The organism is Roseivirga pacifica (genome assembly GCF_900111145.1).
Lineage (GTDB): Bacteria > Bacteroidota > Bacteroidia > Cytophagales > Cyclobacteriaceae > Roseivirga > Roseivirga pacifica.
Genome location: NZ_FOIR01000002.1, coordinates 1,046,338 through 1,060,483, shown reverse-complemented (window position 1 = coordinate 1,060,483; position 14,146 = coordinate 1,046,338). Strand labels below are relative to the sequence as shown.

Here is a 14,146-nt window from a genome sequence, read left to right as displayed (position 1 = left end):
CTGACATATGTCAGGTTTTTTTGTAATATCTATCACTTAATTGAGTGATAGCCATCACGCTTTGGAGGGGTGTGCTTTGGTACTTTTGAATTGTTCAAACGAGCGAGATATGAAAAAGCAAACCACAACTCTGATCGCATTTTTTTTGGCTGCCTTATGCTTTGGTTTTAAGGCACAGGCACAAACTACCTATAAACTCAACCCCAAAGAATCGAGCTTTAAGGTATTAGGAACTTCCACATTACACGATTGGCACATGGAAGGAGCAGAAGCTTCTGGCCAATGTGTTGTAAATGCAGATGGAAGCATTGTCTCTGGCAATGTTACGTTACAAGCTGAATCACTGAAAAGTGGCAAAGGAGGCATGGATAAAAATGCCTATAAGGCGCTGAAAACAGGAGATTACGCTGATATTTCATTTACTGTTTCTGCAGTTGAGGGGGACAAAATATCTGGCAGTTTAACCATAGCAGGTGTGAACAAGCCAGTGACCTTTGAAGGCAACGTAAGCCAAAACGGAGACAAAATAACTGTTTCAGGGACCACAGAATTTTTACTAACCGACTTTAAAATAGACCCACCAAAAGCTTTGATGGGGACTGTAAAAACAGGAGACAAAGTTTCTCTTGAAATAAAATCAACTTTCATAAAATAATAAGGCCATGAAAAACTTTAAAATCACATTTCTGATACTGTTTGTGTTTAGCAGTGTCATGAGTTTTGCCCAGATAGATAATCGCAAATTGCTTCAGTATTATAGGGTGCCGGGCAAACAAGGATTGAATGTTTTTGAGACATATAAAAATGACACCGTAAAATTTGATGGTGTAAAAGTTAGGGTAGGTGGTGACTTTGCGCTACAGTTTCAGGGATTAAGCCACGAGAATTCAGTTGTTGGCGATCCATTGGTTGACCTAGGTTCCAATTTTAACCTGCCAACTGCCAACCTGAACCTGGACGTACAGTTAGCGGATGGTATGCGCATGCACTTGAGAACTTATTTGTCTTCTCGCCACCATGCCGAAGCTTACGTAAAAGGTGGTTACCTACAAATTGATAAGCTGGATTTTATCAAAGAAGGATTCCTTTCCGACTTTATGGAAATAGCGACAATTCGAATTGGTATGGATCAAATTAACTATGGTGATGCCCAATTTAGAAGATCTGACAATGCCATGGCCATTTACAACCCGTTTGTGAGTAACTATATCATGGATGCATTTACTACTGAGCCGTTTTTGGAAGTAGGGGTGTTCCCATCGGACTGGATATTTGTAGCTGGTGTTACTAACGGGCGATTAAACCAGAGCCCAATAAAAGGTGATGATGGAATTGTGATTTACGGTAAAGCCGGTTGGGATAGCCAAATTAACAATGACTTGAGATTACGCTTAACAGGTTCTATGTACTCAAGCTCTGATAAAGGTACTCGCGATTACATATATGGTGGTGACCGTGCTGGTGGTAGATATTACCAAACTTTGGCTACTGTAGCGAATGGAGGATCGGATTTTGACCCAAGATTTAACCCGGGTTTTGCTTATCAAACTGCCTTCCAGATCAACCCGTTTGTGAAGTTTAAAGGTTTGGAGTTCTTTGGAGTGTTTGAATTTGTGAACAATGGAGATGATGCCGTTGGCGGAGGGTTTAACCAAGTTGGGTTAGAAGCGCTTTACAGATTTGGAGCAGCAGAGCAATGGTACCTTGGCGGACGCTACAACAATGTAAGTGGCGAAAGATCTGATGCGGCAGCAACCAACGAGATTAGCCGATTGAACCTTGGTGGAGGTTGGTTTATGACTAACAATGTGTTGATGAAGCTTGAATACGTAAATCAGGAGTACTCTGGCGATGGATTTGCAAATACTCGATACCAAGATGGTAAGTTCAACGGAGTGGTTTTAGAGGCCGTAATTAGCTTCTAATTTAAACAACCGTTAGCTTTAAGTCGAATGACATTTAAGCATACAATTACACTTTTATTATTGATTTCCTCATTGGCTTTGAAAGGGCAAGAATCTTTCGAGCTGGTGAGGAAATCAGTTTTTATAGATGGCTCTACTTCAATTGGCCGGTTTTCGTGTGTTTACCAAATGGACTCTATCACTCAGGTGTCTGTGGGGAAGAATCCAGAAGTTGATGTTTTTGGTTTTCAACTACCGGTAAAAGAGTTCTCTTGTGGTAACCGCATGCTCAATAAGGATTTTGTGAAAACGTTAAGGGGAGATGAGTATCCTAATATAGAAGTTGTGGTAGAAGATTTCTACAAACAAGGAATTGGCTATGCCGGAGATATTCGCCTTACCTTAATAGCCCAAGACCATCAAATTGAGGCACTACCTTTCGAGCTGAATATTATTGAAGGCGACACCGACTATCTGGAAGGGACTTTTTTAATTGACCTTAATGAACTTGAGATATCACCCCCAAAAAAGCTATTTGGTCTAATTAAGGTGCGAAATGAACTCAAAGTAAAACTTAGGTTAGAAATTAGCGGTTAGCGGATTACAGCTCTATTCTTCATATCGTATTTCCCACCTTTCCTAAGTAGGTGGAAACGCTCTTGGTTAGGTTTGTTCTTTACAAATTCGCCCTTGGATTGATCCCAATGGGTGCCATCATAAATTAGCACATAGCTTTGCCCTATTACTTCAAAACTATTTCCTGAAACTAGCATTGCCGTATTCTCATCAATGCTAATGCCTAGTAATGTCGGGTAAACGTTCAGTACGTCAAACATATCGAACTGTCGGTTCCTGGCTAGGGTGTGTTGATCTATGGCAATGTTTTTAACAAAGCCGAAGCCCTCCTCATGATCGCCCACCATTATGGTGTTTGTTTTGGTGTCTCCTCGGGCCAAATAAGAGCCCTGAATGGTTGCTCCAGCAGAAGAACCACCAATTACACCACCTCGGTCGAGCAAACCGAAAAGCTTTGTTTGCACAATGGTGTTGAGGTATGCATCGGCTAGGCGCCATTGCCTTCCGCCAGGAAAATAAACACCACCGGCATCATCAATCGCTGCAGCAAAGGCTTGTGTGTCTGCCTCATTAGGGTTAGTTGTATGGAGTACGGTTACTTTAGCTGCTCCTCGGCTTATCCATTGATTGGTAAGGTTTTCTCTTGCAGTAGCATCTACATTGTAACCACCAGCAGTTGGTATAACTACAACATTGGCCTTTCCTTTTCCACCAGCCAATTCAATAAATTTGTTGAAGACTGCGGTGTCACGTAAAGCGCCTCCAGCGATAATCAAATGTCCACTTTTAGGGCCTGTTGTTTGGCCAATCGCACTAAAAAGGCAAGCGAGCGCTAGGGCAACGGTATAGATAAGTCTGCTCATTTTTTAAGCATTCTGGCTACTTTCGAAATCATAAGGTCTACCCATTCGGTATACATTTCGCCAGAAGGGTGCAGGCCATCGGAAGCCACTAAGTTTTCTTGAAAAGCAGCCCTGCGAGAAATAGGGGTAATGTTGAAGTATTTCACACCATACTTTTTAGCAAAAAACTTATTCACCTCATTGTACTTGTCTATGGCAACTTCAATTTGCTCTCGTTTTTCTTTACCAAAAGGTGTTTTGCCATAATCGGGAATTGAAACCACAAAAACTCTGTCGGCATCTCCACCAGCCAACTCAATTGCCTTAACCAGTAAGGCTTCGAACTCAGGTTCGTAGCTGGTCACGGTTTTGCCTTGGTACTGGTTGTTCACGCCAATTAACAGGGAAACCAAGTCATACGATTCTGCAAGTTGTTCATCGGCATTTATGGCATCCATCAATTCGTCTGTTCTCCAGCCAGTTTTGGCAATTATTTTCGGAGATTTTACGGAGTAGCCTCTCTCTACCAGCTCAGCTGCTAATTGTACGGGCCAGCGTTCTGTTTCAGAAACACTTTCACCTATGGTGTATGAATCGCCCAAAGCCAAAAAGCTGATTGGCGCTGTGTCTTGTGCCATAATAATGTTGTTGAGTAAAATAAAGGTCAGGAGTGATAGCAGTCGTTTCATAGCGCGCTTTTCCCCTAATTTAATCGGCTAATTCTCTTAAGTCAACAGGAACCACACGAGAAACTCCTTGCTCAATCATGGTAATACCATAAATAATGTCTGTAGAAGCCATTGTACGCTTGTTGTGCGTAACAATTATGAACTGCGACTCGGCCGAAAATTTCTTGATGATGGTATTGAATTTGTCAATGTTGGCGTCATCTAGTGGTGCATCTACCTCATCGAAAATACAGAACGGTGCTGGTTTGAGCAGGTAAATGGAGAACAGTAGGGAAGTAGCCGTGAGCGTTTTCTCTCCTCCAGAAAGTTGGTTGATGGTAAGCGGACGTTTACCTTTTGGTTTCGCCATAATTTCAATAGGCGATTCTAACGGATTGTCCGGATCAACAAGCTTTAAATCACAGTCATCTTCTTCGGTAAACAGCGAACGGAATACCTTGATGAAGTTCTCTTTGATTTGGGCAAAAGCACTTAGGAAGGTGTCTTTGGCAACCGTGTCAATCTCGTCAATGGTCTGAAGTAAAGAGCCTTTGGCTTCTTCTAAATCGGCTTTTTGTTCAGAAATAAAGGTGTGGCGTTCCTTAATTTCATCGTAAGCTTCCATGGCCATCGGGTTAATTGGCCCCATTCGCTCAAGCTTATCGCGTTTTTTCAGTACAGCTGCCTGAAGTTCCTCGATTGTCCTATCGTCCTCTTCTTCAATTTCTTGTTTCAGAATCTCGTCTAGGTCCAGGTTAAATTCCACCGAAAGCCTTTCTTTAACCGAGCTCATCTCCAGTTTGGTTTCGCTCAGTTTATTTTGAAGCTCCATTAAAAGCATGTCTACTTGCTCACGCTTATGTTGTAGCTCTCTTAAAGTCTTTTCCGAAACATCTATATCGCCACGCTGTGCGTAATACTCCTTTTCTGCTTCGTTTACGCCTTTTTCAATGCTTTCCTTTTCATCGTACATGTCAATCAGGTCGCCCTCGTTCGATTCTGTATTTTGAATCAAATGCCTGATTTCCGACTCGTTTTTCTCTAGTTCTTGTTGGTTTTTGGAAATACGTTGTTTACTGCTTTCAAAGGCCGTTTCCTTATAGCTAATCTCTTGCGCTAGGCTTTCCACCTTATTCTGTTTTTGGTGGAAAATCAGGTTCTTTTCGTTGAAAGCCTGCGATTTTTCTGAAAGCTTTTGACTTTCGCGTTTGGCCATGGCTTCCAGTTCGCCAATGGTAGCCTGAATTTCGTTAAAGGCAGCTTCTTCTTCTTCAACCTGAGGTCGTAAGTGATCCAAGGCGTTGGTTAAGGATTCAATGTTGGTGGAAATGTCTTCGCGCTTCGTCTTGTGGCTCGAAAGCATTTGCGCGATTTGCTCCTTTTTGGTCTTAATGGAGATGTACTCTTCGTTTACCCGATTAAACTCAGTTTGAAGTGTCTCAATCTCTGATTTAAAAGTATCGGCTTTGAGTTTAGCTAACTCGCGTTGTTTTTCGTCAAGCCTGTCTTTGATCTTTACCGACTGAGACTCCAAAGATTTAATGTCTTTCTGAAGCTTCTCTAAGTTCTTTGCTCGGCCAATTCTTTTTCCTTCGAAAAGGCCTACGGACCCACCAGAAACGCTAAACTTTCGCTTGGTGTATTTGCCGCTTTCAGTAATAAAAACCGCTTCTTCGTCCATCGGTATCTCACCAGGACCGCCTTTTACAATGAATACATTCTCCAAAATATAGCCTATGAGTTTGCGGTATTTTGGGTCGTACTCTACGATTTCCGTAGCAGGAATGGCGTTGTCGTAAAGTTTGGTGGCTTTGGCCTCGTAACGATCCAGGGCATCGAGCACGAAGAAATTTGCTTTACCGCGTGAGGCATCGCTTAGAATATTTACGGCCTCAAAGGCTTGCCTTTCAGTATCTACAATGTAGTAGTTCATGTAGCCTTCGAGGTAGTTCTCAATGGTTACTCGGTACTTCTCATCGCAGGTAATAATGTCCGAAAGGAGAGGGGCATTTTTGTTCCAGTTGGCTTTCTTTTTAAGGAATTTGATGGCCTCAGGAAAACCCTCTAAGTTTTCAACCAACGACTTGGTAAGGTTGTATTCGTTATTCTTTGCATCGAGTTGGCGACTAATTTTAGTCAGTTCTTCGCGAACGGTTTGAATGGTTTCTTCCGTTTCGGCAGTGGCTTTGCGGTGCTTTTCCTCTTCTGCTTTGCGCTTTTCGAGTTTTGCGCGTTTGTCGTTTAAGTCTTCTTCCAGTTCGCTTAGTCGCTCATCAAACGTGGCCACTGTTTCGGCTTGCTCAGTAGTGTCTGTTTGCGTTTTCTCCAGCTCATTGGTCAACGTGTCGAGCTGAATTTCTTTGATTTCAATCTCTTTTCGGAGCGTATAGAGTTTTTCTCTTTTGCTGCTAAACTGCCTGTTTTGTTCTTCAAAATTAAGCTGCGCGTCATTGGCAACCTCTTTTTGGTCTTCGTAAGCTTCTTTAAAAGAAGAAAGATCACCTTCAATGGCTTTGAATTCTTTTTCGCTAGCGTCCTTTTCTTTTCTTAGGCTTTCCAGGCTAAAAGCTGCGCGTTCATTGCTCTTTTTGTCTTGCTCAAGCTGATCGCGTAGGTTATCACTTTTATCTTGTAAGAAGGTGAGACGTTCGTTTTTGATTTTGCGTTCGCTCTCGAATTGCCTGATTTTATGAACGTGTTCGTTCAGTGTTTTTTGCCTGCTGGCTAAAAGCTTTTCTCTAGAGATGATGTCAGCCTTTCCTTTTTCAATGGCGGCTTCCTGTGTGGCTATTTTCTGGCCTATTTCAAGTTTTCTGTCGTTCTCATCTTGAATGTTCTTGTCAAGCGTTTTGAACTTACGGTTCTTTTCTTCTACTGTCTTTCGAGCGTAATGAACACTTTCCGCTTTGTACTCCTCTTTAATGCGGTAGTATTTCTCGGCTTGCTTTGCTTGTTTTTCGAGCGATTTAAGGTTCTTTTCTATCTCGAAGAGCAAATCCTCTACACGGTCGAGGTCGTCATCGGTATCTTTTAGCTTTTTGAGCGTTTCCTTCTTGCGCTTTTTGAACTTGGAAATACCGGCCGCTTCTTCAAACAAGTCTCTTCTAGAGTTCTCTTTATCGTTCAAAAGATCGTCTACCATTTTTAGCTCTATAATCGCATAGCTATTGCTGGCAATACCAGTATCCATAAACAGATTGCTGATGTCCTTCAGGCGGCACGAAACTCCATTTAATAAGTACTCTGATTCACCTGTGCGGTAGTACCTTCTGGTAATGGTTACTTCTGTATATTCGGTGGGGAGTAGGTTTTTGGTGTTTTTGAAGGTAAGCGATACTTCGGCTAGTTGCGTGGGCTTACGTTTTTTTGTTCCGTTAAAAATGATGTTCTCCATTTTTTCGGAGCGAAGCATTCTGGTTTTCTGCTCACCCAGCACCCAACGGATAGAGTCTACTACATTGGATTTGCCACAACCATTTGGACCAACAATGCCCGTAATGCCTTCATCAAAATTGATAACAACACGATCTCCAAAGCTCTTGAATCCTTTAATTTCCAGTTTGGTAAGCTGCATTGACTAGCGGTTATAGCAAAAAGTGTAGCTAGCAAAATTAGAATAAATCCTTAGATTTGCTAATACCATGGATATTGACTTTAGCACGCTCCTGTATATAATTTTCGGTATAATTTACTTCGTCTTTACTGCTACAAAAAAGAAGGGAGGAAAGGGTGCTAAAAGACCAGATGAAACTTCTCCTGAGCCTCAACGAACGGGCCCTCAGCCAACTTTTGAAGAATTATTGGAGGAGTTTACAGGTAAACGAAGAGAGGCTGAAGTAGTGCCTCAGCCAGTAGTTGTGGAAGAAGCTAAGCCCAAGCCGGCACCGGTGGTTAAACAGCCACAGCCAAGTGTTTATAATCGTGAGCAAGAGCGAACTAGCCATCGATTAATGCAGCAACCAATTTTGAGTGTTGACAAAGATGAAGATCCCGAGATTGATACTCATGAATTGCTAGAAGACTTCTATGAAGAAGATGGCGCCAAAAAAGCGTTTATTTACTCAGAAATCTTTAAGCGAAAGTATTAAGCCTTTTTAAAGCTGATTGGTAAACTCACTTTGGCGGTAGTTGCCTGGCCATTAACCACAGCTGGCTTCCAAACACTCGATTTACGAAGGGCTTCAATGATAGAAAGCTCAATTCCATGACCTAGCTTTTTGTCAAAGGTTAGGCCTTCAATTCTACCTTGCGGAGTTACGCTAAATGAAAGCTCCACATCTCCTTCAATACCAGCTTTTTTAGCTTCTTGCGGATAAACTATGTTTTGCTCAAGAAAGTCGCTCCAATCGCTCACACCAATGGCTGGCTCTGGAGACTGCTCCAAAACTAGCTGACTGGCTGTTTCTATTTCAAACTCTTTTACGGAAACTTTGCTAGTATCTAACACCGCTTCGAAAGAGAAAATGAAGAATAGGAGGGCTGCAATTGGAATTGGGAGTAAGAATTTAGCCCAATTTTTATGAAATGGTTTTTCAAGCATTTCGATACGCTTTACCACTTGGTTTTTGTTAAAGTGGCTAGCGAGCTCTAGGCCCATTCTCTTAAATACAATTTGCACCAATACTTTAGAGTAGGCTCCAGCCCCGTTGTTTTTAGCTACAGACCTATCGGCTGCATATTCGTGTACTTCTTCAAGCAACATCTTGTATAAATACATCAATGGATTAAACCAGAAGATGATTTTTAATACCTCTACAAGGATAATGTCGTAAGAGTGTTTTTGCTTGATGTGTGCTTGCTCGTGAGCGATAATTTGTGATTGCTCAGTTTCAGAAAGTTCTGCGGTATTATCCCAAAACAGGTAATTGAAAAAAGCGAAGGTAGGCAGTGTACCGTCAGTATTTACCAAAAAGTAACTGTCTTTAAATCTGGTAGCATGTCGCTTGTACCAAATGGCATCTTTGAATTGGCGTAGTTGAATGAAAAGCTTTAAACCACCCAAGAACGTACCAATGATGTAAAGGATTAACAAGGCCTCCCACCAAAGTAAGAAAGGCCTTTGCGACTTTGCCGTAATGGTATAAGAATAAGCTTTTTCTGCCTCTATTATTGGTTCGCTGCTTACCTCGTTGCCAACTGCATGAATTGAATTAAGCACCGATGGCGTGTTGGCCGGGTTGTAGTCGATTTCCAATAAAGGGAAGGTAAATGATAATACGAGCGCCCCAAGTAAGAATACTCTGTTGAAGTGGAAGTGCTTTTCTTTTCTAAGAAAGAAGTGATAAAACAGATAGAAGATGGCCAAGCAGGTTACAGCCTCTAAAGCGTATATCAGTGCACCGTTAAGTGATTCTAAAAGCTCTATGGTGGGGTGCTTCTTCATTTTTTACTTGTCTTCTTCGTTCAAATCATCTTTTACATGTACCATCAACTTCTCAAAATCCTTCATATCCATTTCGTTCTCTTTGGCAAAAAAGCTCACCAAACGTTGGAACGACCCGCCAAAATATCCACCGATAAAGTTCTTTAGGTAGAAGTTGCTATAGGTCTTTTTATCAATTAAAGGGAAGTATTCGTGTGTTTTACCGTATGCTTTGTAGCCTACAAAGCCTTTCTTTTCTAAAATTCTTATGATGGTAGAAACAGTGTTATATGCAGGCTTGGGCTCCTCCATTTTTGCGAGTACATCTTTAACGAATCCGCGTTCAATGTCCCACAAAATCTGCATTACCTGTTCTTCTGCCTTAGTGAGTTCTTTCATAATAGTATACTTAATTCAAATATTAATCAATATTAGAACTATTCGCCTAGTTTACAAACTAATGCATTAGTTTTTCGGCTTAATTGCTAATATTAGTTTTGGGTGAAAGCATAGGAGATAATATTGGCTCCCATTTTCAATGCTTTTTGTCTTACTTCTTCAGGGTTATCGTGTACTCTTTGATCTTCCCAACCATTGCCCAAGTCGGTTTCGTAGGAGTAAAAGCATACCAACTTACCTTCATAAATCAGGCCAAAACCTTGCGGAGGTTTGTTGTCGTGCTCATGAATTTTGGGAATCCCGTTTTCGAAGGTGTACTTCTGTTTGTAAATCGGGTGATCGAAGGGTAATTCAATAAATTCTAACTCAGGAAAAACCTTTTTCATTTCTAACCTTATGTAGGCATCGAGCCCATAATTATCATCAATGTGCAAAAAGCCACCGGCCATTAGGTAGTTGCGTAGGTTCTCGGCCTCAGAAGGAGAGAAGACTACATTGCCGTGGCCTGTCATGTAAAGATAGGCGTAGTTAAAAAGCTCAGGAGAGCCTACCTCAACGCTGGCATCTTGCTCGCTAAAGTTGGTGTTTAGCGTTTCGTTACAAAATTTGGCCAAATTGGGTAGTGCGGTTTTGTTTGCATACCAGTCGCCACCGCCATTGTATTTCAACTTTGCCATTTTTAGGGTTGCCTGCTGGGCAAAAGCATTTGTGGAAAATAACAATGTGAGTAGGATAAAACCGGTTTTGGCGAGTTTCATAAATTATGGCCTTTATATTCCTGAATAAGGGAACGAATTAACTGAAAAGTAGTTTGATTAAGGAAATTATTCAAACAGATTAGTTGTGAATGAAGGATTTTGAAGTTTTTGTGGAGCAGTTGTCTCACCGTTTGAACGAGCCGTTGCCTGGTAGAGATGCGCAGATATTGATGGCGCCCAAGCCAATTGATGAGAGTAGGTTTAGGGCGAACCTCAATTTTCCGCCTAAACTCGGTGGAGTAATGGTCTTGTTATTTGAAAGAGATAATGATTTCTGGATTCCCTTGATCAAAAGGCCAGAGTATAATGGACATCATAGTGGGCAGGTAAGTTTTCCTGGTGGAAAAAAAGAGAAATCAGATATTGATCTTATTGAAACTGCACTCCGCGAAACAGAGGAGGAGGTAGGTGTGGCGCGAAATGAGGTAGAGTTATTAGGAACACTTACAGAGCTATTTATTATTGCTAGTAATTTTAAGGTGTTGCCAACAGTAGGGTTCTTGCAGCAGCCACCTGAGTATAAACTCGAAGAGAAAGAAGTTGAGAGTATATTAGAAGTTAGCCTGAGTCAATTAAAAGACCAGTCACAGCGTGGTATTGAGACGATGCAGTTTGGCAAATACACCATTCACTCGCCTTACTTTGACGTGGATGGTCACAAGGTTTGGGGTGCTACAGCGATGATGCTCAGTGAGTTGCTTTTTGTGTTAGAAGAACTTGGGAATTAGCTCTCAATAATGGCGGTAGCCTCAATTTCTACCAAGTACTTGTCGTCAATTAATCTAGAAACTTCTACCATGGTGGTGCAGGGTTTAATATCGCCAAAGTACTCCTGGTGTGCCTTTCCAATGGCTTCCCATTGTTCTATGTTGGTTACGAATATTCGCGTTCTAACCACATGCTCTAGCGTTGCGCCAGCCTTTTCAAGCGTTTCTTTAATTTTCTCAAGCACGAACTTGGTTTGAAGGTAAGGGTCATTACCGCCTAAAAGTTGTCCTTTGTCATCGGCAACTGTGCCTGTTACTTCTATTACGTTGCCAACTTTTACTGCTCTTGAATAGCCAACTATGTCTTCCCAAGGGCTGCCTGTGCTATAGTTTGTTCTCTGGTCCATTACTGGTTTAGGTTTTTGATAATACGCTCAAATAAATCCTCTGGGTCGAATGGTTTGTTTACAATTGCAGCAAACTCGGTTTCATTAATTTTTACATCAAAGTCATCGGGCTGGTAAGCACTCATGGCAATAAATGGAGTGGCAGCGTTCAGTTTGCTCTCCGACTTAATCAAAGTTAGTGTTTCAAAGCCATTAATCGGCTTCATCTCAATATCCATAAGCACCAAGTCGAACTTTATTTCATTACACAGTCTTATGGCATCATTTCCATTCGATGCTTCCACAAAATCGACATTCCAGTTGTTCATCAACCTTCTTAAAACAAGTCGGTTCATGTCGTTGTCATCTACCACTAAAAACTTGGCCTGCTCGAGGTTCTTATTGTTTTCGGGGTCGGTATAAGAAACCAACGTAAAGGTTTTATTGATCTCAAAAGGAATGTTGAAAGAGAAATTAGAACCTTGGTCTTCCGTACTTTTTACCTGAATCTTGCTACCCATCATGTGCAATAGCTTTTTGGTAATAGAAAGGCCAAGACCGGTGCCGCCATACTCACGGGTAGTGGACATGTCGGCCTGTTCAAATTCCATAAAAATCGTTTCGAGTTTATCTTTAGGAATACCGATTCCAGTATCTACAACCTCAAAGTGAATGTTGGCCGTGTTGTCCTTAATTCCTTTCAAAAAGACTTTTAGTAAAACGTGCCCTTCATGGGTGAATTTTATGGCATTGCTCAATAGGTTGTTGAAGATCTGGGTCAATCGGGTAGGATCGCCCATCAGCCTATCGGGTGTATGTTCGCCAACTTCAATCAAGAGTTTTATGCCCTTGCTATGCGCCTTATATTTAAAGGTCTCGGAAATATTCTTTAGCAGATCAATTAAAGAGAACTCCACTTGTTCTAAGCGTAGTTTACCCGCTTCAATTTTGTTGAAATCGAGAATATCGTTGATGAGTGAATGAAGGCTTTCGGCAGAAAACTTCAAAGCATCAATGTATTCCACCATTTCATTGTCTTTATTGTCCATCTCCATAATATGAGAAAGACTGATGATGGCATTGAGTGGTGTGCGAATTTCGTGGCTCATTACCGAAAGGAAGTCCGATTTGGCTTGAGTGGCCTTTTCTGCAACTTGCTTCGCTTCCTCTAGCTCAATGTTCTGTTCTTTGATTAACTGGGTTCTTTCTGCTACCTGCTCCTCTAGTTCTTGGTTAATGTTCTCATGAAGCTTTTCTGTTTGCTGAAGCTGAATAATGAGCGACCGCTGTGTAATGTAGTGGTCTTCAACATCGCGTTTTATTTTGTGAGCAAGCCCAAGGCTAAAGATCACCGTTTCGATTAAAATACCCGTTTGAACGATTATTGGAGCCGAATTGGTGAAGTAGAGTAATTCGTTAATTGCCGATAGAATGGCTATAAAAACTAAAAATGTGGTACCGTAAATAAAGTATTTGGAAATAGGGTTGCCATCTTGATTGACCACGAAAAGGAAGGCTACACTAACGATTCCTGAGAGGAGAATGAAGCCGTACAGAATGTTGCCTACCATCCAGTAGTCGTTGGTAAACAGCAGGTATATATTAATCAATACAAAAAGCCCAATGCCTGAGTAGGATAGCCATTTAAGGCCAACATCCCACTTAGGGTGGTAAACCTTGCTTTCAACAAATTCGCGTGCAAAAAAGTAGTAAAACGCTATACTGAGTAGAGGTACTTGCCAGATGGGCGGAAGCACGTTGCTGGTGTTAGGAAGCAGGTAGACTTCAAAAAAACCATGTATTTGCCCGAAATAGAGTAAGTGGCAAAGCGCATAAAGAGAAATATAAAGAAATACGTTGCTCGTTCTGGTAACGTAAAAGAACATGCTGACAATAAAAATGGCTATCAACACCCCGCTAAACACACCTTCGAAGAGATTTTTGCGTCTTACTTCGGCTGTCCATTGCGATTCAGGAGTTAGCTTAAAGCTGATATTGAGCGGTAGGTTATCAGGGCTTTCAATTTTAACGTAAACCTTTTTAGTAGTTTCCGGAGCGAGGTTAATCGAAACTTGGGTATGGTAGTTATCTAAAATATCGCGCTCGTTGGCAGCAAAAAAGTAGCCAGTCTTTTTTACTTCCAAACCATCTTCTGATTCAATAAAGTAGGTTTCTTTGGCATTTCGGCCACCTTTTAAAATGTATAGGTGTGGTTCTTCCGTGGGGTTGGTTATCTGAAAGAATGCCCAATGTGTTTTAGTATTGTCAAAGTAACTGATGTCTTTGAGAGAAATAAATTCGTTTGGCGCTAGGTTCAGCACGTCCTCAAACTCCATGGCATTCATGTCGTCTCGATAAACTAAAATCTGGCGATCGGAGATTTCGTATTCACCCTCAGAGTAAAGCCTTACGTTGTTTTGAAAGTGTACATCAACCCCAGGCGAATCGGCATAGGAAACGCTAGACAATAGTGATAATACTGTTGTAATAAATAGGCGCAATCTGAGGTCGAATTAGATTAAAATCATCGCAGTTTAGCGCGAT

13 protein-coding genes are annotated in these 14,146 nt (G+C 41.5%); 5 read left to right on the top strand and 8 right to left on the bottom strand.

The features are described from left to right. Positions 1 to 109: 109 nt before the first annotated feature. The 3 genes from BMW98_RS13305 to BMW98_RS13295 are packed head-to-tail and all read left to right on the top strand — an operon-like array spanning position 110 to position 2,501. Entirely contained in the window at positions 110 to 655 is a 546-nt protein-coding gene (locus BMW98_RS13305) for a YceI family protein (RefSeq protein ID WP_090259069.1), read from the top strand. A 7-nt stretch (positions 656 to 662) separates the two neighbouring features. Beyond that, a complete protein-coding gene (locus tag BMW98_RS13300) occupies positions 663 to 1,925 on the top strand; it encodes a hypothetical protein (protein WP_090259068.1) in 1,263 nt (420 codons plus the stop codon). A gap of 27 nt (positions 1,926 to 1,952) precedes the next feature. Further along, positions 1,953 to 2,501: a hypothetical protein gene (locus tag BMW98_RS13295; protein ID WP_090259067.1), complete on the top strand. Its 549-nt coding sequence runs from the start codon at positions 1,953 to 1,955 to the stop codon at positions 2,499 to 2,501. Here BMW98_RS13295 and BMW98_RS13290 read toward each other — a convergent pair. The 3 genes from BMW98_RS13290 to smc are packed head-to-tail and all read right to left on the bottom strand — an operon-like array spanning position 2,498 to position 7,564. Then, entirely contained in the window at positions 2,498 to 3,343 is an 846-nt protein-coding gene (locus tag BMW98_RS13290) for a cyanophycinase (protein WP_090259066.1), read from the bottom strand. The two genes, BMW98_RS13295 and BMW98_RS13290, sit on opposite strands and share 4 nt — an antisense overlap. Next, positions 3,340 to 4,011 carry an SGNH/GDSL hydrolase family protein gene (locus tag BMW98_RS13285; RefSeq protein WP_090259065.1) on the bottom strand — a complete coding sequence of 224 codons (672 nt, stop codon included), beginning with the start codon at positions 4,009 to 4,011 and terminating at the stop codon, positions 3,340 to 3,342. Before BMW98_RS13285 ends, BMW98_RS13290 begins: the two co-directional genes overlap by 4 nt. A 19-nt stretch (positions 4,012 to 4,030) precedes the next feature. Continuing rightward, positions 4,031 to 7,564 carry a chromosome segregation protein SMC gene (gene smc / locus BMW98_RS13280; RefSeq protein WP_090259064.1) on the bottom strand — a complete coding sequence of 1,178 codons (3,534 nt, stop codon included), beginning with the start codon at positions 7,562 to 7,564 and terminating at the stop codon, positions 4,031 to 4,033. A 67-nt stretch (positions 7,565 to 7,631) separates the two neighbouring features. Between smc and BMW98_RS13275 the strand changes: the two genes are divergently transcribed. Continuing rightward, on the top strand, positions 7,632 to 8,078 hold the full coding sequence (locus BMW98_RS13275) for a hypothetical protein (protein ID WP_090259063.1): 447 nt from the start codon (positions 7,632 to 7,634) through the stop codon (positions 8,076 to 8,078). Here BMW98_RS13275 and BMW98_RS13270 read toward each other — a convergent pair. The 3 genes from BMW98_RS13270 to BMW98_RS13260 form a co-directional block, all read right to left on the bottom strand. Next, positions 8,075 to 9,373, bottom strand: a complete 1,299-nt coding sequence (locus BMW98_RS13270; RefSeq protein WP_090259062.1) for a M56 family metallopeptidase — start codon at positions 9,371 to 9,373, stop codon at positions 8,075 to 8,077. The two genes, BMW98_RS13275 and BMW98_RS13270, sit on opposite strands and share 4 nt — an antisense overlap. Before the next feature lie 3 nt (positions 9,374 to 9,376). Beyond that, on the bottom strand, positions 9,377 to 9,751 hold the full coding sequence (locus BMW98_RS13265; RefSeq protein WP_090259061.1) for a BlaI/MecI/CopY family transcriptional regulator: 375 nt from the start codon (positions 9,749 to 9,751) through the stop codon (positions 9,377 to 9,379). Between the two features lie 92 nt (positions 9,752 to 9,843). Next, positions 9,844 to 10,509, bottom strand: coding sequence for a DUF4159 domain-containing protein (locus BMW98_RS13260; RefSeq protein WP_090259060.1), 666 nt, complete (start codon positions 10,507 to 10,509; stop codon positions 9,844 to 9,846). Between the two features lie 89 nt (positions 10,510 to 10,598). Between BMW98_RS13260 and BMW98_RS13255 the strand changes: the two genes are divergently transcribed. Continuing rightward, a complete protein-coding gene (locus BMW98_RS13255) occupies positions 10,599 to 11,237 on the top strand; it encodes an NUDIX hydrolase (RefSeq protein WP_090259059.1) in 639 nt (212 codons plus the stop codon). Here the strand turns inward: BMW98_RS13255 and BMW98_RS13250 are convergent. After that, positions 11,234 to 11,623, bottom strand: coding sequence for a RidA family protein (locus BMW98_RS13250; protein WP_090259058.1), 390 nt, complete (start codon positions 11,621 to 11,623; stop codon positions 11,234 to 11,236). The two genes, BMW98_RS13255 and BMW98_RS13250, sit on opposite strands and share 4 nt — an antisense overlap. Continuing rightward, the gene (locus BMW98_RS13245) at positions 11,623 to 14,103 is read right to left on the bottom strand and encodes a hybrid sensor histidine kinase/response regulator (protein ID WP_139177556.1); all 2,481 of its coding nucleotides are present in this window, start codon (positions 14,101 to 14,103) and stop codon (positions 11,623 to 11,625) included. Before BMW98_RS13245 ends, BMW98_RS13250 begins: the two co-directional genes overlap by 1 nt. Positions 14,104 to 14,146: the final 43 nt, after the last annotated feature.

Bases quoted from the DNA above. Each gene is read 5' to 3' on its own strand.
- BMW98_RS13295 (WP_090259067.1), top strand. From the start codon at position 1,953: ATGACATTTAAGCATACAATTACACTTTTATTATTGATTTCCTCATTG.
- BMW98_RS13270 (WP_090259062.1), bottom strand. From the start codon at position 9,373: ATGAAGAAGCACCCCACCATAGAGCTTTTAGAATCACTTAACGGTGCA.
- BMW98_RS13300 (WP_090259068.1), top strand. From the start codon at position 663: ATGAAAAACTTTAAAATCACATTTCTGATACTGTTTGTGTTTAGCAGT.
- BMW98_RS13290 (WP_090259066.1), bottom strand. From the start codon at position 3,343: ATGAGCAGACTTATCTATACCGTTGCCCTAGCGCTCGCTTGCCTTTTT.
- smc (WP_090259064.1), bottom strand. From the start codon at position 7,564: ATGCAGCTTACCAAACTGGAAATTAAAGGATTCAAGAGCTTTGGAGAT.
- BMW98_RS13275 (WP_090259063.1), top strand. From the start codon at position 7,632: ATGGATATTGACTTTAGCACGCTCCTGTATATAATTTTCGGTATAATT.
- BMW98_RS13265 (WP_090259061.1), bottom strand. From the start codon at position 9,751: ATGAAAGAACTCACTAAGGCAGAAGAACAGGTAATGCAGATTTTGTGG.
- BMW98_RS13285 (WP_090259065.1), bottom strand. From the start codon at position 4,011: ATGAAACGACTGCTATCACTCCTGACCTTTATTTTACTCAACAACATT.
- BMW98_RS13260 (WP_090259060.1), bottom strand. From the start codon at position 10,509: ATGAAACTCGCCAAAACCGGTTTTATCCTACTCACATTGTTATTTTCC.
- BMW98_RS13250 (WP_090259058.1), bottom strand. From the start codon at position 11,623: ATGGACCAGAGAACAAACTATAGCACAGGCAGCCCTTGGGAAGACATA.
- BMW98_RS13255 (WP_090259059.1), top strand. From the start codon at position 10,599: ATGAAGGATTTTGAAGTTTTTGTGGAGCAGTTGTCTCACCGTTTGAAC.
- BMW98_RS13305 (WP_090259069.1), top strand. From the start codon at position 110: ATGAAAAAGCAAACCACAACTCTGATCGCATTTTTTTTGGCTGCCTTA.